Annotated in this window: 18 protein-coding genes; 7 read left to right on the top strand and 11 right to left on the bottom strand. The window is 63.3% G+C overall.

Annotation, left to right across the window (positions count from 1 at the left end; all coding sequences use genetic code 11):
* Positions 1 to 2: 2 nt before the first annotated feature.
* The 4 genes from SPO_RS00185 to SPO_RS00170 all read left to right on the top strand — a co-directional run bounded on the left by SPO_RS00185 (position 3) and on the right by SPO_RS00170 (position 5,378).
* The gene (locus tag SPO_RS00185; RefSeq protein ID WP_011045809.1) at positions 3 to 1,052 is read left to right on the top strand and encodes a glycosyltransferase family 2 protein; all 1,050 of its coding nucleotides are present in this window, start codon (positions 3 to 5) and stop codon (positions 1,050 to 1,052) included.
* A gap of 196 nt (positions 1,053 to 1,248) precedes the next feature.
* Entirely contained in the window at positions 1,249 to 2,235 is a 987-nt protein-coding gene (locus SPO_RS00180; protein ID WP_044027729.1) for a glycosyltransferase family 2 protein, read from the top strand.
* Entirely contained in the window at positions 2,232 to 3,932 is a 1,701-nt protein-coding gene (locus SPO_RS00175; protein ID WP_044027728.1) for a beta-1,6-N-acetylglucosaminyltransferase, read from the top strand. The genes SPO_RS00180 and SPO_RS00175 overlap by 4 nt, the downstream gene beginning before the upstream one ends.
* A gap of 6 nt (positions 3,933 to 3,938) precedes the next feature.
* A complete protein-coding gene (locus SPO_RS00170; RefSeq protein WP_011045806.1) occupies positions 3,939 to 5,378 on the top strand; it encodes a sulfotransferase family 2 domain-containing protein in 1,440 nt (479 codons plus the stop codon).
* 10 nt (positions 5,379 to 5,388) lie between these two features.
* On the opposite strand, the gene SPO_RS00165 is transcribed toward SPO_RS00170, so the two are convergent.
* The gene (locus SPO_RS00165) at positions 5,389 to 6,297 is read right to left on the bottom strand and encodes a LysR substrate-binding domain-containing protein (protein ID WP_011045805.1); all 909 of its coding nucleotides are present in this window, start codon (positions 6,295 to 6,297) and stop codon (positions 5,389 to 5,391) included.
* Between the two features lie 112 nt (positions 6,298 to 6,409).
* Between SPO_RS00165 and SPO_RS00160 the strand changes: the two genes are divergently transcribed.
* A complete protein-coding gene (locus tag SPO_RS00160; protein ID WP_144083935.1) occupies positions 6,410 to 6,685 on the top strand; it encodes a hypothetical protein in 276 nt (91 codons plus the stop codon).
* On the opposite strand, the gene SPO_RS00155 is transcribed toward SPO_RS00160, so the two are convergent.
* The 8 genes from SPO_RS00155 to SPO_RS00120 form a co-directional block, all read right to left on the bottom strand.
* A complete protein-coding gene (locus tag SPO_RS00155; RefSeq protein ID WP_030003157.1) occupies positions 6,669 to 7,187 on the bottom strand; it encodes a L,D-transpeptidase family protein in 519 nt (172 codons plus the stop codon). The two genes, SPO_RS00160 and SPO_RS00155, sit on opposite strands and share 17 nt — an antisense overlap.
* A gap of 64 nt (positions 7,188 to 7,251) precedes the next feature.
* Positions 7,252 to 8,028, bottom strand: a complete 777-nt coding sequence (locus SPO_RS00150) for an ion transporter (protein ID WP_011045802.1) — start codon at positions 8,026 to 8,028, stop codon at positions 7,252 to 7,254.
* Positions 8,029 to 8,045: 17 nt separating this feature from the next.
* Positions 8,046 to 9,278, bottom strand: coding sequence for a class I SAM-dependent RNA methyltransferase (locus tag SPO_RS00145; protein WP_044027721.1), 1,233 nt, complete (start codon positions 9,276 to 9,278; stop codon positions 8,046 to 8,048).
* A 39-nt stretch (positions 9,279 to 9,317) separates the two neighbouring features.
* A complete protein-coding gene (locus SPO_RS00140; protein WP_011045800.1) occupies positions 9,318 to 11,150 on the bottom strand; it encodes an ABC transporter ATP-binding protein in 1,833 nt (610 codons plus the stop codon).
* Positions 11,147 to 12,985 (bottom strand): ABC transporter ATP-binding protein, encoded by a 1,839-nt coding sequence (locus SPO_RS00135; protein ID WP_011045799.1) that lies wholly within the window; start codon positions 12,983 to 12,985, stop codon positions 11,147 to 11,149. Before SPO_RS00135 ends, SPO_RS00140 begins: the two co-directional genes overlap by 4 nt.
* 191 nt (positions 12,986 to 13,176) lie before the next feature.
* Entirely contained in the window at positions 13,177 to 14,331 is a 1,155-nt protein-coding gene (locus SPO_RS00130) for a CCA tRNA nucleotidyltransferase (protein ID WP_011045798.1), read from the bottom strand.
* Positions 14,328 to 14,900: a CoA pyrophosphatase gene (locus tag SPO_RS00125; protein WP_011045797.1), complete on the bottom strand. Its 573-nt coding sequence runs from the start codon at positions 14,898 to 14,900 to the stop codon at positions 14,328 to 14,330. The genes SPO_RS00130 and SPO_RS00125 overlap by 4 nt, the downstream gene beginning before the upstream one ends.
* A gap of 16 nt (positions 14,901 to 14,916) precedes the next feature.
* Positions 14,917 to 15,897, bottom strand: coding sequence for an Hsp33 family molecular chaperone HslO (locus SPO_RS00120; protein ID WP_011045796.1), 981 nt, complete (start codon positions 15,895 to 15,897; stop codon positions 14,917 to 14,919).
* Between the two features lie 76 nt (positions 15,898 to 15,973).
* Between SPO_RS00120 and SPO_RS00115 the strand changes: the two genes are divergently transcribed.
* Complete coding sequence (locus SPO_RS00115) at positions 15,974 to 16,426, top strand: NUDIX hydrolase (protein WP_011045795.1); 453 nt, start codon at positions 15,974 to 15,976, stop codon at positions 16,424 to 16,426.
* Here SPO_RS00115 and SPO_RS00110 read toward each other — a convergent pair.
* Positions 16,413 to 17,666: a PP2C family protein-serine/threonine phosphatase gene (locus SPO_RS00110; protein WP_044027720.1), complete on the bottom strand. Its 1,254-nt coding sequence runs from the start codon at positions 17,664 to 17,666 to the stop codon at positions 16,413 to 16,415. The two genes, SPO_RS00115 and SPO_RS00110, sit on opposite strands and share 14 nt — an antisense overlap.
* Before the next feature lie 191 nt (positions 17,667 to 17,857).
* Here SPO_RS00110 and SPO_RS00105 point away from each other — a divergent pair, with 191 nt between their 5' ends.
* Positions 17,858 to 18,184: an Hpt domain-containing protein gene (locus SPO_RS00105; protein ID WP_044027719.1), complete on the top strand. Its 327-nt coding sequence runs from the start codon at positions 17,858 to 17,860 to the stop codon at positions 18,182 to 18,184.
* A 6-nt stretch (positions 18,185 to 18,190) separates the two neighbouring features.
* Here the strand turns inward: SPO_RS00105 and ilvA are convergent, their stop codons facing one another.
* The gene (ilvA, locus tag SPO_RS00100; RefSeq protein ID WP_011045792.1) at positions 18,191 to 19,417 is read right to left on the bottom strand and encodes a threonine ammonia-lyase IlvA; all 1,227 of its coding nucleotides are present in this window, start codon (positions 19,415 to 19,417) and stop codon (positions 18,191 to 18,193) included.
* Between the last annotated feature and the right edge of the window lies 1 nt (position 19,418).

The following is a 19,418-nucleotide window of genomic DNA, read 5'->3' as shown; positions in this document are numbered from 1 at the left end:
GGATGACCAGCAGCCCCGCACCGCCGCTATCGCCGATCGGATGGGCCGATGCCTATCGGTTGCGGTGGAAACGGCAGCGGCTGCTGTGGCGCGCGTTCCGCAGCCGACGCGCGCTGACCGCACTGGCCGACCGCACGGCGGCGATCCGCCCGGGTCAGGTTCTGGCCGTCACGACGCTCAGGAACGAGGTGCTGCGCCTGCCCTGGTTCCTGGACTATTACCGCACCCTAGGCGTCGGCCACTTTCTGATGGTCGACAACGGCAGCGACGATGGCAGCGTCGAGATGCTGGCCGCGCAGCCCGATGTCTCGCTCTGGCAGACCGGGGCCAGCTATCGCGACGCGCGCTTTGGGCTGGATTGGATGACCTGGCTGCAAATACGCCACGCGCATGGGCATTGGTGCCTGATGGTCGATGTGGACGAGTTGCTGATCTATGCCCATCACGACCGCCGCGACCTGCATGCGCTGACCGGCTGGCTGGAGCGGCAGGGGCGCAACTGCTTTGGCGCACATATGCTGGACCTTTACCCCAAGGGGCCGGTCGCCGCGCAGACCCATGCGCCGGGCGAGGATCCGTTGGATATCCTGCACTGGTTCGACGCCGCCCCCTATCGCGCCCAGCGCCAGCAACCGCTGGGCAATCTGTGGGTGCAGGGCGGTGCGCGCGAACGGATGTTCTTTGCCGATGATCCGCGCCGCTCACCGACGCTGAACAAGATACCGCTGATCCGCTGGGACCGGCGCTATGCCTATGTGAACTCTTGCCATTCCGCCCTGCCCCGGCAGCTGAACGCGGTTTATGGCGGGCCGGGCGACAGTGCGCCCTCGGGGGTGCTGCTGCACACCAAGTTCCTGCCCGACATTGTTTCCAGATCGGCCGAAGAGAAGACCCGCCAACAGCATTTTCACACCCCCGCCGATTTCGACCATTACTATGACGACCTGACCGCCTCGCCCGATTTCTGGACTCCCTCCTCGACCCGGTTCACGGGTTGGCGGCAATTGCACGATCTCGGGCTTCTTTCACCCGGAGGTTGGGAGGAAGGTTAAAATGCAACCGATACCGGGGGAAAGACGAGTCAGAAATGTCAGGAATGACGTAACCCTTTCTAAACCCGTTGCTTCCATAGATGTTTCAGTGACATAAACGGGCAATACCACTTGGGTTTGTTGGTATTTCGGTGCCGGGCATGCTCGCGTCAGAAGAAGAGTGGATAGCAGCGTGAGCCTTTGGGACTCCTATCGGATGAGAGTGCGGCGCAAGCGCCGTCTTTTGCGTTGCATACGCAAGTCCCGGGAATTGCGCGCCGTTCAGAACAATACCGCCGCAATTCGCCCAAGCGACGTGCTGTTGGTCAGCACCGTCCGGAACGAGAAAATCCGCCTGCCCTATTTCCTGCGCTATTACCGCGAGCTGGGGATCGACCATTTCCTGATCGTGGACAATGACAGCACCGATGGCACGCTCGATTATCTCGGCGGGCAATCTGACGTATCGGTCTGGCACACCACGCACAGCTACAAATCGGCCACGTTCGGCGTCGATTGGATGAATTGGCTGAAACGCAGCTATGCCCATGACCATTGGGTGCTGGTGGTCGACCCGGACGAGTTCTTTATCTATCCGTTCTGCGATACCCGCCCGATCCAGGCGCTGACTGACTGGCTCGACAATTCCTCGATCCGGTCTTTCAGCGCGATGCTGATCGACGTTTATCCCAAGGGGCGGATTGACGACGTTCCCTATGTCGAAGGGCAGAATCCGCTGGAGATCGCCAATTGGTTCGACAGCGGCAATTACATGATCAAGAAAAACCCCGAATACGGCAATCTGTGGATCCAGGGCGGGCCGCGCAGCCGGGTGTTCTTTCCCGACAACCCCAAGAAGGCCCCCGCGCTGAACAAGACCCCGCTGGTGAAATGGAACCGGCGGTATGCCTATGTCAGCTCGACCCACGCCTTGCTGCCGCGCGGCCTTAATCAGGTCTATGACGAATGGGGCGGCGAAAAGGCCAGCGGCGCCCTGCTGCATACCAAGTTTCTGGATACGTTCACCGTCAAGGCGGCCGAGGAACTGACCCGCCGCCAGCACTATTCCAACTCGGTTGAATACAAGGCCTATGCGGACCGCGTGCAGGACCAGCCGGACCTGTGGTGCAAATGGTCCGAGAAATACATCAACTGGCGCCAGCTCGAGATCCTGGGCCTCATGTCCAAGGGGAACTGGGCATGAGCACGGTTGGCATCGTCATGCTGGTTCACACCGCGCTCGACCGGGCGCAGCAGGTGGCGCAGCATTGGACCGCCTCGGGCTGTCCTGTTGTGATCCATGTCGACCGAAAGGTGTCCCGCAAGACGTTCAAGGCGTTTCACGATGCCTGCGTCAAGGACCCGCTGATCCGGTTCAGCACCCGCCACCGCTGCGAATGGGGCACCTGGGGGATCGTCGCCGCCTCGCAGGCCGCGTCCGAGCAGATGCTGGCCGAATTCGCCGATGTGCGCCATGTCTACCTTGCCTCCGGTTCCTGCCTGCCGCTGCGTCCGGTGCAAGAGCTGATCGACTATCTCGCCGCCCGGCCGCGCACCGATTTCATCGAAAGCGCCACCACCGCAGATGTGCCCTGGACCGTGGGCGGGCTGGATCAGGAACGCTTTACCCTGCGCTTTCCCTTCTCGTGGAAAAAGCACCGCTATCTGTTCGACAAATACGTCAATCTGCAACGGCGCCTGGGGTTCAAACGCAGGATACCTGCCGGGCTGGTGCCGCATATGGGAAGCCAGTGGTGGTGCCTGACGCGGCACACCCTCTCGGCTATCCTCGAGGACCCCGAGCGCACCGTCTATGACGCGTATTTCCGCAAGGTCTGGATCCCGGATGAAAGCTATTTCCAGACTCTGGCGCGGCAGTTCTCGGCCAATATCGAAAGCCGCTCGCTGACGTTGAGCAAGTTCGATTTCCAGGGCAAACCGCATATCTTCTACGACGATCACCTGCAATTGCTGCGGCGGTCCGACTGTTTCGTCGCCCGCAAGATATGGCCCCGGGCGGAACGGCTGTATCAGGCCTTTCTGACCGATCAGGCCGGCGCCATGAAACGGACCGAGCCGAACCCGGGCAAGATCGACCGCATCTTTGCCAAGGCGGTCGAGCGGCGGACGCGGGGCCGCGACGGCCTGTATATGCAAAGCCGCTTTCCCCGCCACGGCAACGAGAACGGCCTGACCTCGAACCCCTATTCCGTGTTCCAGGGCTTTACCGAACTGTTCGAGGATTTCGAGCCCTGGCTGGCCAAGGCCACCGGCACCCGTGTGCATGGGCATCTCTTTGGCCCCGAGAGGGCCGAATTCGCCGGCGGCGAGCGGCTGGTCAACGGCGCGCTCAGCGATTGCGCCCTGCTGCGCGACTATAACCCGACCAGTTTCCTGACCTCGCTGATCTGGAACACAAGGGGCGAGCGGCAGTGTTTCCAGTTCGGCCCCGCCGACAATCAGAAAATCGACTGGCTGCTGGCGCGCGACCCCAACGCCCAGATTTCGGTCATCACCGGCGCCTGGGCGGTGCCGCTGTTCAAATCGAACCGCAACTTCGCCGACCTGCGCAAAGAGGCCGCGCGCCTGCAACGGATCGAAAGCAAGCATCTGGAAATCCTGCGTTCGGTCTGGACCAAGGCGCGGGTGCGGATCTGGACGATGGCCGAATTCGTCGAGGCGCCTATGGAGCCGATCCAGACCATCGTGGACGAGATCGGGCAATCAAGCCCGCGCCGCCTGACCGAAGCGCCAACCATGGTGGATCTGACCGGCTTCGGCCAGTTCCTGCAGAACCTCAAGAACCAGGGCATGCACCCCTATCTGATGGGGGATTTCCCGGTCGAACCGGCCCCGATCAACAACCCCAAACCGACACGCAAACCCTATCTGGTGCGATAACGACGCATGAGCAGCCCTTTTGATTACTTCGTCGTCTTCGCCGAGATGCGGACAGGCTCCAACTTTCTCGAAGCGAACCTGAACGCGCTTGACGGGGTTGCCTGCGTGGGTGAGGCGTTCAACCCCCATTTCATCGGCTATCCCAACAAGACCGAGATACTGGAAGTCAGCCAGGACATGCGCGATGCCGATCCGCAATGCCTGATCGACGCGGTGCGGGACGCGCGCGGCGTGCTGGCGGGGTTCCGGTTCTTTCACGACCACGATCCGCGCGTTCTGGACCTGGTCCTGTCCGATCCGCGCTGCGCCAAGATCATCCTGACCCGCAATCCGCTTGACAGCTATGTCTCGTGGAAGATCGCCAAGGAAACCGGCCAGTGGAAGCTGACCAATATCAAGCGCCGAAAGGAGGCACAGGCCCGCTTTGATGCCGAGGAATTTGCCCGCCATGTCGAGGCGTTGCAGGATTTTCAGGTCTTCCTTCTCAACAGCCTGCAACGCAGCGGCCAGACCCCGTTTTATGTCGCTTACGAGGATCTGCAGGACCTGTCGGTAATGAACGGTCTGGCGCAATGGCTGGGCGTCTCCGCGCGGCTGGAACAACTGGATGACAGCCTGAAACGGCAGAACCCCAGCCCGGTTACCTCCAAGGTGGTGAACGCGGGCGAGATGGTCGAGGCGCTCAGCGGGCTCGATCGGTTCAACCTGACCCGAACCCCCAATTTCGAACCGCGCCGCGGCCCCGCCGTGCCGACCTATGTCACCGGGGCGGTGACGCCGCTGATCTATCTGCCGGTGCGCGGCGGCCCCGAGGATGAGGTGCGCCGCTGGATGGCCGATCTCGACGGGGTGGTCGATGCGGCGCTGGGCACCGGGCTGAACCAGAAACAGGTGCGCGGCTGGCTGAAAGGAAACGAGGGTCACCGCGCGTTTACTGTGCTGCGCCACCCGCTGGCACGCGCGCATTCCGCATTCTGCCACCGTATCCTGAACAAGGGACCCGGCTGTTTCACCAAGATCCGGAACACCCTGCGCCGGCAGTTCAGCCTGCCCATTCCCGAAGGCACCCCGGGGCTGGATTACGGCCGTGCCGATCACCGTGCTGCGTTCGAGGCGTTTCTGGAATTTGTCCGCATGAACCTGGCCGGGCAGACCGCAATCCGCATCGACGGGTCGTGGTGCAGCCAGGCGCAGGCCTTGAGCAGCTTTGCGGAATTCGTCAGCCCCGACCTGATCCTGCGCGAGGACGAAATCGCCACCGATCTGCCGTCGCTGGCCCGCCGCTTTGGCCATGCCGAACCGCCCGAGCCGCCGCGCGCCGCCCCCGATACCCCGATCCCGCTGAGTGATATCTATGACGACGCGCTCGAGGCGCTGGCCGCCGATGTCTATCAGCGCGACTATATCGTGTTCGGGTTCGGGAAATGGGCAGGCGGACAGGCATAACAGCAGCCGGTCAGGCGCCCATGCACGCCACAAGATCGGCCGAGCTACTGGCCGCCCAGTCGCGAAACGCCCGCAGATGGGGCTCGTCCCACCGCGCGCGCGCACCAAGCAGGACATACCCTCCTTGCGGTGTGGTGCAGGTCATCTCGGGAAAGGGAAGCACAAGCGTTCCGGCGCGCAGCTCTTCCTGACACAGGGCCAGATCCGCCATGACCACACCCGCGCCCATCGTTGCGGCCCGTGCCGCCATATCCAGGTTCGGAAAGGTCGGCCCGCTGCCCGCATCAACACCGCGCACGCCAAAGCTGGACAACCAATGCGCCCAGTCCCTGCGCTGAGGGGATTCATGAAGCAGCGTCATCCGCGCCAGATCGGCCGGAGCGCTTAGCGGTCGCTGGCGCAGCAGCGCCGGCGAACAGGCCGGTGACAGAACCATCGGAAACAGCGGCATGCTGGCGATTCCGGCGCCTCGGCCGGAAACATGTTCGACCGAAACACCCAGATCATGCTCGGTATCGTCAAACCCCTTGGCGCCATAGAACTCGGTGGTCAGCCGCACCCGGATGTCAGGATGCGCGGCCTGAAACTCCTCGAGACGCGGGAACAGCCAGCGAATGGACAGCGCCGGCGGGCAGATGATCCGCACATCCCGCGTCATGGCCGAGATCTGTTCGGCCTCGCGCGCGATCCGGGCAAAGGTCTCGGTCAGCACGGGCAGCAACTGCCGCCCCGCCGCGGTCAGCTCGACCCCGCGGTGATTTCGGTGAAACAGGGTAACGCCCAGATGATCCTCGAGCAGCTTGATATGACGGCTGACAGCGCCACGGGTCACGCAGAGCTCTTCGGCGGCCGCGATATAGCCGTTATGGCGTGCGGCGGCTTCGAAAGCGCGCAGGGCGTTCAGCGGCGGCAAGCGCATCACATGTCCCTTGGATCAGGTTTTCTAAGCCAAGTTACGAGAAAGCTTGCGTTGAAGGCAAGCGCCCGCGCGCCCAATCTGAAAGGTGAGCGAATGCACCCGGAGAAAGGCCATGGCATCCATTGCCCCTTGCGAAACACCCATCAAAGCACCGCGCTTACGGCTCTTTGGCTGGATCAGCTTTCTTAGACAACCCAAGGTGTCGGAACATGCGACGCTGGAGGCCGAACTTATCCGCCTTGCAGAGACCGCGCCCCATCTTCTGGCCGATATCGGATTTCTGGTGGACCATCGGCGCAGCACCTCCGCCAGGACGGTTTGGGTCTCTCCCGGCAGCGGTCTGATCTTTGAACATCCAGGGTCGCCCGCCGTCAGGCGCGCAGGGTGATCACCGTCCCATCGCGCACCATGGCATAGATCTCTTCGATCTCGTCATTCTTGACGGCGATGCAGCCAGCGGTCCAATCCGGCTGTTTCTTTGCCTTCTTGCGGTCGCGCAACCCATTGGGCTCGCCATGAATGAAGATTTCGCCGCCCGGCTTCTTGCCCATCGCCTGGGCATAGGCCACATCGCGCGAGTTGGGATAAGAGATGCCCAGCGACAGATGGAATGCGCTGTTGGGATTGCGCCGGTCGATCAGATAGGTGCCCTCGGGCGTCTTGCCGTCGCCTTCGAACTGTTTGTGCCCTGCCGGGGCAAAACCCAGTTCGACCTTGTACTCCTTCAGCACCTTTTCGTTGTTCAACAGGTACATCTTACGCGCGCCCTTGTTGATCACGATCGAGGTGACCGCAGGCCCGTAATAGCGGCGGAACTTGCTGTCCTGGCTGCCGCAGGCCGACAGGCCAAGCGCGGCGGCCGCGCCAAGACCAAAATGCCGACGATCCATAATCACTGCCTCGTTCTTTTTCTCAATGGTCCCCGGAATACCCCGGAATCGGGGTCGGGCAAAATCACTTTTTGGTTTCACCAAGCGCATTCAGCCGCTGGTCGATCTGTTCCAGGCGGGCCAGAACCTCGTCCCGATAGGCATCGGTCCGCTCGCCATCCTCGGCGTGATGAGCGTCCTGCATCGAGTTCACGATCAGACCGACCAGCAGGTTAACCACCGCAAATGTGGTGATCATGATGAAGGGGACAAAGAACAGCCAGGCATAGGGATAGACCTGCATCACCGGGCGAACGATGCCCATCGACCAGCTTTCCAGCGTCATGATCTGGAACAGCGTATAGGCCGACAGACCCAGATCGCCGAACCAGTCGGGAAAGGAGGCGGCGAACAGCTTGGTCGCGATCACCGCGCCGATGTAGAAGATGATGGTCATCAACAGAAACACGCTGGCCATGCCGGGCAGCGCAGTGATGAAGCCTTCGACCACGCGGCGCAAGCGCGGCGCGACCGAGATCACGCGAAGCACCCGCAGGATGCGCAGCGCCCGCAGCACCGACAGACCCCCGGCGGCGGGGATCAGGGCGATCCCGACGATCACGAAATCGAACAGGTTCCAGCCGTTCAGGAAAAAGCGCTGCCGCTGCGCCGTCAGTTTCAGCGCGATCTCGACGATGAAGATGCCTAGGCAGATACGGTCAGCGGCCAGGATCAGCCCGCCCCACCGCTCCATCAGATAGGGCGACGTCTCCATCCCCAGCACGACGGCGTTCAGCATGATCACGGCGGTAATGAACCGGCCGAAACCGGGCCGGTCGATAAAGGCCTGCATTCTTTGCATCGCGCGCTCCTCGTTGCTTAGCCGCCGATATGGGCCAGCGAGAAGGCCGCCGCAAGCTCCACATGTGCCGACCAGCGGAACTGATCGACCACCTGCACCCAATTCAGGCTATATCCAGCCTGAACCAGCGTTTTGGCATCGCGGGCAAAGGTCACCGGGTTACAGCTGACATAGGCGATGACGGGTGGTTTGGCGCGGGCCAGTTCGGCCACCTGCGCCTCGGCCCCGGCGCGGGGCGGGTCCAGCACCACCGCGTCGAATGCGGCCAGTTCGTCGGGCAGCAGCGGGCGGCGGAACAGATCGCGCGCCTCGGTGGTCACGCGCTTCAGGCCCTGCGCACGACGCCAGCCCCGATCAAGCGCGGCAGTCATCGCGCTCTCACCCTCGACCGCGTGCACCTCGGCGGTTTCGGCCAGCGGCAGGGCAAAGGTGCCGCAGCCGGCAAACAGATCGGCGACCCGGCGGGCGCCCGCAATCGTTTCCCGCACCGCTGCCAACAACGCCTGTTCCCCGTCGCGGGTGGCCTGCAGAAAGGCGCCCGGCGGCGGCACGACCGCCGCCTTGCCGAAGTTTTGCGCCGGCGGGTGACGCATGGCGATCACCTCGTCTTCCCAGGCCAGCCGGGCCAGCCCCTGCACCTCGGCCAACTGGCCCAGCGCCACCTCAAGCGGGCCGTCCAGTGGCTTGCCACCGCGCACCGCCACATCTAGCCCAGCCACCGACAGGGTCAGCGTGACCGCCATGACCCCCTTGCGGCTGCCGCCCAGCATGGCCAACGCCTCGGCCATCGGAATGGCGGCAAGCAGCGCAGGGTCGAGCAAATGGCAATCCGGAATCTCGGTGATCACGTCCGAGGCGCGGCCATGAAACCCGGCAAGCGCACCCTTTTTAGTGCGGCGCACCGCGATGGTTGCGCGGCGGCGTGACTGCGGCGGCGAGGTATGAACGGGGCGCATCACCGCCTCGATCCCTTGCGCCGCCAATGCGGCGCGCACCACCTCTTGCTTCCACTCGGCGACGAACCCGTCCGAGGCGTGCTGCAACTGGCAGCCGCCGCAGGCGCGGTAATGGCGGCAGGGCGGCGCCACTCGATGCGGCGACGGTGTCACCACCCGCATATCGGCCAGTCTGTCGCCCTCGGGCGTGCCGCTGACCACCTCGCCCGGCAGGCTGCGCGGCACATAGACCGGGCCCGGGGCGATCCCGTCGCCCTGATGGCCCAGCCGTGTAATGGTGATCTCTTGTGTCATGGCCGCCTGATACAGGGGCACGCGCGAGGCGAAAAGCCCTTACTCGGCGGCCTGGGTGCGAATAAAGCCACCCGACTGACGATGCCAGAACCGGGCATAGAGACCGTCGCGCGCCAAAAGCGCTTCATGCGTGCCGCTTTCGACGATCCGGCCGCGATCCAGCACCACGATCCGGTCCATTTCCGACAGGGTCGACAGACGGTGCGCGATGGCCAGCACGGTCTTGCCCTCCATCACCCGGTGCAGCGCGGTCTGGATCGACGCCTCGACCTCGCTGTCAAGCGCGCTGGTTGCCTCGTCCAGCACCAGGATCGGCGCGTCTTTGAGGATAGCGCGCGCCAGCGCAATCCGCTGCCGCTGACCACCGCTCAGCTTGACGCCACGCTCGCCCAGATGGGCGTCATATCCGGTGCGTCCCTTGGCGTCGGCAAGATCCAGGATGAAGTCATGCGCCTCGGCCTTTTGCGCGGCGGCGATCAACTCGGCCTCGCTCGCATTTGGGCGGCCATAAAGGATGTTCTCGCGGGCCGAACGATTGAACATCGCCGTCTCTTGCGTCACCAGCCCGATCTGCCGCCGCAAACTGTCCTGCGTCACGGTAGTGATATCCTGCCCGTCAATGCGGATTTGTCCGTTTTCCGCTTCATAGAGCCTGAGCAGCAACGAAACCAGCGTCGACTTGCCCGCCCCTGAGGCACCGACAATCCCCAGTTTTTCGCCCGGCGCAACGGTCAGCGACAACGCATCGACCCCGCCGGATTTTCGCCCATAGGCAAAGCCGACATCCTCGAAATCGATCTTGCCAGCGCCCGCAACCAAAGGCCGCGCATCCGCGACATCCTCGATACGTTCAGCCCGCGCAAGACTGTTCATGCCGTTCTGCACCTCTCCCAGGTTGGCATAAAGGCTCATCAGCGTGAAACTGACCCAACCGGACATCTGCGCGATACGGATGGAGACCGATCCGGCGACCACAACGTCGCCCGCGCTGGCATCCCCTGCCCGCCAGAGAATCAGCGCCGAACCCAGCAGGATCACCGGCAAGACACCCGCCAGCAACATCAGGAAGAACCGGAAACTGGCCGAAAGCCAGCCGAAATCCAGCGACCTCTCGCGCAGGTCGGCCATGGCATTGCGCGCGGTCACATCCTCGGCCTCGGCATGTGCGAACAGCTTGACCGTCTTGATATTGGTGATCGTGTCCACTACCTGGCCCGACACCATCGCCCGCGCTCCCGCCCGCGCCGCCGATCGTTTGCGAACCCGTGGCAGATACCAGCGGATCAGCAGAAAATAGCCACAAAGCCACACCGCAAAAGGCAACATGACCAGTGGATGAATAGACCCTAACAAGGCCAAACTGCCGATCAGCGATGCCAGTGCAAAGACGATCGCGCTGATGGTCTCGGATACCACCGAGCTGAGCGCGCTTGCCGTCTGCATCTGTTTCTGCGCGATCCGACCGGCGAAATCGTCATCAAAGAAGCCCACCGATTGTCCCAGCGTCCACCGATTCAGCTTGGCCAGCACAAGCGGCGGGATATTGGGCATGACGATATAGTTGTTGGAGAAGGCCGACAGGCCAAAGGCAACCGGCCGGATCAACACGAAAAAGCCCACTGCAACCAGGATTGTCGCCAGGTTGGTGCCCTCAAAAAACCCTTCGGGACCAAGTTCGACCGCCCGGTCGACCACCTGCCCCAGTATCCACGCGGTAATCGCCTCGAACATGCCTGCCAGGGCAGAAAACAGGGCGGCGACGAATAGAACCGGCCAGGCGCCGCTCAATGCCCAGCGAATGAACGCCCCCAGCCGCTGGGGCGGGGGCGTGTCGGTGTCACGAAACGGGTCGATGAGGTCGGCAAACCTCATTCAGCGGCCTCGGTGTTCAGAAACCCGCCCGATTGCCGTGCCCAGAACTGGGCATAGAGCCCGCCCTGCGCCAGCAGGTCGGCATGATCGCCCTCTTCAACGATCCGGCCCTGATCCAGCACCAGGATACGGTCCATCTGGGCGATTGTGCTCAGCCGGTGAGCGATGGCGATCACGGTCTTTCCTTCCATCATGCCGTAGAGCGTGTCCTGAATGGCGGCCTCGACCTCGGAATCTAGCGCGCTGGTCGCCTCGTCCAACAGCAAAATGGGCGCGTTCTTCAGAATGACCCGCGCCAGGGTCACCCGCTGGCGTTGCCCGCCGCTCAGCTTGACGCCGCGCTCGCCCACATGGGCATCATAGCCGCGCCTGCCCTGCGGATCTTCGAGGTCCAGGATGAAGTCATGCGCCTCGGCCTGTTTGGCGGCGGCGATCATCTCGTCCTCACTCGCGTCGGGACGACCATAAAGCAGGTTGTCACGGACCGAGCGGTGCAACAGGGCGCTGTCCTGCTGCACCATGCCGATATGGCTGCGCAGACTGTTCTGGGTCACCCGGGCGATATCCTGTCCGTCGATCAGGATGCGACCGCTATCGGGGTCGTAGAACCGGAGCAGCAGCTTGACCAGCGTCGACTTGCCCGCGCCCGAGCGTCCGATCAGCCCGATCTTTTCACCCGGCGCAATTGTCAGGTCCAACTGGTCCAGCCCGCCGGCGCCGCGCCCATAGTGATGCGACAGCTGTTGCAGTTCGATCCGGCCCTCGCTCAGCTCCAGCGGCCGGGCATCCGGCGCATCCACCAGGTCGATGGGCTGGGCGATGGTTTCCATCCCCTCGGCCACCACACCCAATTGGCGAAAGAAACTGGTCAGCGCCCACATGATCCAGCCGGTCATCGCGTTCAGCCGCAGGGTCAGGGCCGAGGCTGCGGCCACCAGGCCGACACTGGCCTGCCCCTGCATCCAGAGCGCGATGGCCCAGCCAACCACGCCGACGATCAGCAGCCCGTTCAGGGTGACCAGCACCACGTCCATGATGGTAAAGATCCGCATTTCCACCTGAAAGGTGCGGCGCGTTTCCTCGATCGCTTCGCGGGCATAGGTCAGCTCGCGGTCGTCATGGGCGAACATCTTGACCGAATGGATGTTGGTATAGCTGTCCACCACCCGCCCCGTCACGGTCGAACGCGCATCCGAGGCCGCCTGCGACGCTGGCCCAACCCGCTGGATCGTCCAGCGCACCAGCAAAGCATAAAGCGCGAACCAGATCAGCAATGGCAGCAGCAGCCGGATGTCGGCCGCCATAAGCAAGATCGCCGCGCCCAACAGATAGGCCAGCGAAAACGAGATCGCGTCGAAAACCTGAAAGATCACCTCGCCCGCCGCCGGGGGGGTCTGCATGATCCGGTTGGCGATGCGCCCGGCAAAATCATTCTCGAACCAGCCGACCGACTGGCGCAATACGTGTTTATGCGCGCGCCAGCGGATCAGGGTGCCGAAATTGGGCAGGATCGCATTGTTCAACAGCAGCACATCGGCCACATGCAGCGCAGGCCGGATCAGCAGGACGAACAGTGCCAGCACGATGAACTCGGTGCCGTAGCGCGCCCAGACCTCGGCCGGTTCGCCGTTCAACACATCGACGACACGGCCCATGTAGTAGATCAGCCCGATCTCGACCCCGGCGACGATGATCGACAGCAGCGCAGTCCAGACAAAGACGCGCAGAAACGGCTGGGAGTAATCCAGCATAAAGGGCCACAACCGGGTGGGCGGCGTGTCGGTCTCGTCATAGGCGACAAAGGGATCGACAAGATTTTCGAAAAAGCGAAACATGAAGGATGCTCCGTTGAGCAGTTAGGGAATATGCGAAAGAGGCGGCGTGCAGGACACCACCCGAACGGGTCGGTTATCCCAGCCTCAGCTGAACCAGAGCCCGTAATACATTCGCATCCCTCCTATCGGTTTCGAGGCAAACCTAACCTTGCAAGGTTCGCCCTGTCACGCAGGAATTGATTGACCTTGCGTCAATCCTTGTCAACCAGCAAAGCCGCCCTGCTCAGGCTGAAGTCCGAGGCGATCCAGCGCGCCTTTAGCGTGGCAAGCCGCGCGCCCAGCGCGGGGCCAGAATAGGCTGGCATCAGATCGCGGGCAGTGACCGGAAACACCGCCGCAGCCCCGCGCGCAATGGCGGCGGGCGCGTGCGGGTCAAGCGGTTGTTCCAGCAGCGCGGCCCGCAGAAGAAGTGCATCGCGCGCCGCCTCGACGCCCAGTTCGTGCCCCAACTCTCCGGCCCCGGCGGTGCCCAAAGCAGCTCGGCGCAGCGTGTCCAGCAACGCCATCTGCGCCTTGCTCAACCGGAGCGAGGCCAGTGCTTCGCCGTCGCCCAGCGCGGCCAGCCGCCGGATCGGATCGGCCCCCAACCCGTCTTCCAGATGTACCAGCGGCGCCAGCGCCCGATCATCCGCACCGGGCAGAAGCTGGGCCAGCACCCCGGCGGCGCGCATGGCAGCGACCGAGGGCGCCGGGTCGGGCGCGGCGAACAGTTTCAACATCTCGGCCCCCACCCTCTCGCGCGAGAGGCGGGACAGCCCGTCGAGATTACCGGCAATCGCCGCCAGCGCTTCGGCATCGAAACCGGCCTCGGCATCGCCATACCAGGCGTGAAACCGGAAATAACGCAGCGAGCGCAAGTAATCCTCGCGGATGCGGTCGGTCGCATCACCGATGAACCGCACGCGCCGCGCCTGTAGATCGGGCAGCCCATCCAACGGGTCCAGAACCGTGCCGTCGGGCCGGGCATAAAGCGCGTTCATGGTGAAATCGCGCCGCGCGGCATCCTCGTGGATCGAGTCGGAAAAGGCGACCACCGCGCGGCGGCCGTCGGTTTCCACATCGCGGCGAAAAGTGGTGACCTCATGCGGAATGCTATTGGCAACCAGCGTCACGGTGCCATGGGCGATGCCTGTGGGAACCGCCTTGATCCCGGCCGCGGCGGCCAGCGCCATCACCCGCTCGGGATGGGCGTCGGTGGTGATGTCGATATCGCTGACCGGCGCGCCCAACAGTGCGTTGCGCACACAGCCACCGACGAACAGCGCCTGCGCACCGCCCTCGGTCAGGGCCCGGCACACCTGTTGCGTCGCCGGTTCGGTCAGCCATGCCTCGTCAATCCGGGTCATTGCTGCATCCTTTCGGCCAGCCCCCTCAGCATCCGCGCGGTGGCGCCCCAGATGTAGTAGGGCCCGAAAGGCACGGTGAAGTAATGCCGCCGCTGTCCGCGCCAGCGGCGCGACTGAACCGAGTAGTTCTCGGGCCGCATCAGATGTGCGAGCGGCACGCTGAACACCTCTTCGACCTCGCCCGGCTCGGGCCGGACGTCGAAGGTGCGCTCGACCACCGCCACCACAGGCGTGACGGTAAAGGCGGTCACCGTCTCATGCGCCGGCAGGGTGCCCAGCACCTGCGGCAGGGTGCGGGTCAGACCGATCTCTTCCTCGGCCTCGCGCAGGGCGGCGGCGATCACATCCGCGTCGCCCTCGTCCTGTTTGCCGCCGGGAAAGGCGATCTGACCCGGATGATGTTTCAGCGCCGAGGACCGCTTGGTCAGGATCACCCGGGGCGCACCGTGGGCCAGCGTCACCGGCACCAGCACCCCGGCGGGGCGCAGCCTGCGCCCCTCGGGTAGAATGGTGCCCGGGTTGAGGTCAAAGTCGCTCGACCCAGGCCCGGTCCGGGCCAGGGCCGCCATCAAACTGTCGATCGGATCAGTCACCCTGATCCGCCTCGAACCCGACCGAGGCCGGATCCAACACGTAATGCGCGCCGCAGAACTGGCAATCGGCGGTCACTGTACCCTCGTCGGTGGTCATGTGGCCGATATCCTTGACGGAGTAGATCGACAGACTCTGGCGCACCCGCTCTTCGGAGCAGGTGCAGCCAAACCGCACCGACTGCGCGTCATAGACACGAGGCTGTTCCTCGTGAAACAGCCGCACCAGCAGGTCGGTCGGCGGCAGCGCCGGGCCGATCAACTCCAGGTCCTCGACCGTGTCGAGCAGGATATTGACCCGGTTCCAGTTCTCGCCCTCGGCGCCGTCCACCAGATCGGCGGCGGTCAGGATATCGCCCGTTCCCGGTCCGCCCGCCGCAAAGGGCGAGGCCTTTGGCATATGCTGCAACATCACGCCGCCGGCGCGCCAATGCTCTGGCACGCCCGGTTCGGTGGACTTGCCAAAGCGCAGCTGAAACCGTGTCGGCAGCTGTTCGGATTGGGCAAAATAGGCCTCGGCACAGGCGCTTAGCGAACCACCCGCCAGCGGGGTGATCCCCTGATAGGGTTGGGTCCCTTTGCCCTGGTCGATCAGGATCGCGAAATAGCCCTCACCCACCTGATCGAACGGGGCACCGTCGGTCAGCCGGTCGGCGTCGAAACCGGCATAGGCACGGATGCGCGCCGGCTCGCCCTCGGCCCGAGGGGCATAGTAATCGGTGGCGATCATCCGCACCGCGCCCTTGGACTGTACCTGCAGCGACAGTTTCCAGCGCAGGCCGATGGTTTGGCCGATCAGCGCGGTCAGCAATGCCATTTCGGCCACCAGGGCCTCGACCACTGTGGGATAATCGTGTTGTTTCAGAATGCCGTCCAGCACACCGTCCAGCCGCGCCACGCGGCCACGCATGTCAGGCAAATCGAGCTGAAAGGGCAGGACAGTGTCGTCCCACGCGATTTTGGTTCCGAGTGTCATGGGTTTCCTTGCACGCCAAGTCTTGGCATATCGCGACCATATAGGGTCGGACAAGCCGCGTTGAAAGGGCCTCTACATGATCAGACGTTTTGGGGAAAGCCCCGAGCCGGGCCGCCGTTACACCCGCAGGGTCGGAGCCTATGCCCTGCTGCCGCGAGGATCGGATCTGCTGCTGACCAGCCAGTATGACCCCGATCCCGACCTGCAACTGCCCGGTGGCGGCATCGATCCGGGCGAATCGCCGGTCGCCGCGCTGCATCGCGAGGTTTACGAGGAAACCGGCTGGCTGATCGCCGCACCGCGCCGGATAGGGGCGTTCCGCCGCTTTGCCTATATGCCGGAATACAATCTCTGGGCCGAAAAGATCTGTCTGATCTACCGCGCCCGGCCGGTGCGCCGTATCGGCCCGCCGACAGAACCCGATCACGCCGCCCTGTGGATGCCGGCCCACAGCGCAGCGCAACTGCTGGGCAATGCCGGCGACCGTCATTTCGCCGCCCGGCATCTGGCGCGGATCACGGCCCGTTAAACTCGAAAAACGTTGCCGACACATCATCCTCAAGCCCGTGTTCAGGCGACATGACCTGAGTCAGGCGCCAGAACAAGTCATCCAGAAACTCCTGACCGCCCTGTTCGGGATTACACTCATTGACCAGCGCCAGTAGCCCCTCTGGCTCCAGCATCTCGCCATTGGCAAGGCGGCATTCGGTAAACCCGTCGGAGTAAAGCAGAAGCCGGTCACCAACCTCCATCTGCACCTCGACCTGGGTAAAGGGAACGCCCGGCAACAGACCGATGGGAACGCCACCCTCACCGATGAATTCCGCCGTACCGTCCCGACGCAAGAGCAGCGGGTGCGGGTGTCCGGCCTGCACCATCCGCAACATGCCGCTGCGCAGGTCCATGATCGCGTAGACCATGGTGAAATATTCCTCGATCCCGGTATCGGCGATCAGGCGGGAGTTGAGGGTCTCGGCCACGTCTTGCGGCTGGCGCAGGGCGAAAAACTTGTTGAACCGCTTCTCCATCGCGACATTCTGGTCGAAATAGCGGCTGGACAGATAGCCACCCAGACGCGCGGTCATCATCGCCGAGGTGATGCCATGGCCTGAAACGTCGATGCTGTAGAACCCGACCCGGTTCGGCCCGGGTGAGAACATGCCCACCAGATCGCCGCCGATATGCCCACAGGGTTTCAGCAGCAGGCTGATCCGCGAGGAACCGAAATCCTGGCTGAAGTCGGGCACCAGCGATTCCTGAATCTTGCGCGCCTGGATCAAGTCCTTGTCGATGGCGTCATGGGCGCGTTTCAGATCGTCCAGCGCCTGTTCGATCACTTCGTTCTTGGCCGAAAGCTCTCGCTGCATGCCGATCACGCGGTCCCCGGCCGAAATCCGCGCCCGCAGCTCGTCCGAGCTGACCGGCTTGATCAGGAAATCGTCGGCCCCGGCATCCAGCCCCTGCGCCACCTCGTTCTTTTCGCTCTTCGATGTAAGCAGGATGAAATAGCAGTATCGGTCAGAATTCAGTTGCCGGAACGCCTCGCAGAAATCGACGCCGCTCATCCCCGGCATGACCCAGTCGCTCAACACCAGATCGGGCATGGCGCGAGCGCAGATTTCCATCGCCTCCTCGCCGCTTTCGGCCTCGATCACCTCGAATCCCCATTTCTTCAGCGAGCTCGACAGGATGCGGCGCTGCAACCGGCTGTCGTCAACAACCAGCACCCGGCGGATTGCGCCCGGTTCCATATCGGTCTGGGCCTCCATTTCCCTACCATGCAACACTGTTGTCTGTCCCGATTTCACCAAGGCCAAGGATACGGCCCACGCTAGGCAGGTCCCCGTTAACATCTCATGAAAGAGAGAATTGCCGCTTTTGGTCCCGTCTCTCTTTACCGGCTGTTTACCCTCGATCTCCTAATGATGGGTGAATGGGGCAGAGAGAACGGAGGTGCGCCATGATTCACTGGCCCCGCGTGACCCAATTGCGGGAAGAGGTCGGTGCGGAGGATTTCGAAGAGGTTGTGGACCTGTTCCTGGAAGAGGTCGAAGAGGTGATCACGCGTCTTCGGCAGGCACCGGATCGCAGCCTGCTTGAAAAGGATCTGCATTTTCTCAAGGGCAGCGCGCTCAGCCTTGGGTTTCAGTCCTTTTCCGCCCTGTGCCAGGATGGCGAGCGGCAATCGGCCGCCGGTCATGCGGACACGGTCGACCTGGATGCCATCATCAACAGTTTCGAGGCGTCGAAATCGGTGTTCCAATCGGAACTGCCCGGTCATATCTGAGAGCGCTCAGATCACGAATTGCGCCAGCGTCTCGTTGCGGGTGATATCGGTATAGGTAAACCCGGCCTCGTCCAGACGGGCGTAAAGGCGTTCGAAGTTCTCGGGCCTCGCGGTTTCGATCCCGATCAGGACCGAGCCGAAATTGCGCGCCGATTTCTTCATGTATTCGAACCGGGCGATATCGTCATCGGGCCCCAGAATGTTCAGAAATTCCTTCAGCGCGCCCGGTCGCTGTGGCAGGCGCAGCAGGAAGTATTTCTTGACCCCCAAATAGCGCTGCGCGCGCTCCTTGACCTCGGGCAGGCGTTCGAAATCGAAATTGCCGCCCGAGGTGACGCAGACCACCGTCTTGCCCCGGACAAAGCTTTGCACATCGGCCACCGCCTCGACCGACAGCGCGCCGGCGGGTTCCAGCACGATCCCCTCGACATTCAGCATCTCGATGATGGTGGTGCAGATGCGATCTTCGGGCATCACCAGCACATCGGACATGTGCCGCGATTTCAGCAGTTCGAATGTCTTTTCCCCGATCCGGCCCACCGCCGCGCCATCGACGAAATTGTCCACATGATCCAGCTTTACCGGATGCCCCGCCGCCAGCGCCGCGCGCAGGCAGGCGCCGCCCTCGGGTTCGACAAAGATGCAATGGCTGCGATCCCCGAACCAGGTCGCCACCCCCGCCGACATGCCGCCGCCACCCACCGGCAGCACCACATGATCGGGCACGCCGCCCAGCTGTTCCTCGATCTCGACGGCCAGCGAGGCCTGCCCCTCGATCACATCGGCATCGTCGAAGGGCGACAGGAAATGCCCACCCTCCTGCGCGCACCAGGCCTGTGCGGCGGCCAGCGTCTGGTCGAAATAGTCGCCGGTCAGGTGAATTTCGACCTGATCGCCGCCGAACATGCGGGTCTTCTGGATCTTCTGCTGCGGCGTGGTCACCGGCATGAAGATCACGCCCCGTACCCCCATGTGCCGACACATAAAGGCCACGCCCTGGGCATGATTGCCGGCACTTGCACAGACGAACAGCCCCTGCCCCGGCTGCTTGCGCATCGCGTTGAACGCACCTCGGATCTTGTAGGAGCGGACCGGGCTCAGATCCTCGCGCTTAAGCCAGATATCGGCGCCATAACGCGCCGACAGATGGTCGTTTCGCTGCAACGGCGTGGCGGGGAAAACTTCGCGCATCGCCTGTTCGGCGGCGCGGGCTCGGGTCATGAAATCGCTCATT

The organism is Ruegeria pomeroyi DSS-3 (genome assembly GCF_000011965.2).
GTDB lineage: Bacteria > Pseudomonadota > Alphaproteobacteria > Rhodobacterales > Rhodobacteraceae > Ruegeria_B > Ruegeria_B pomeroyi.
This window is presented reverse-complemented; position numbering and strand designations above follow the sequence as displayed.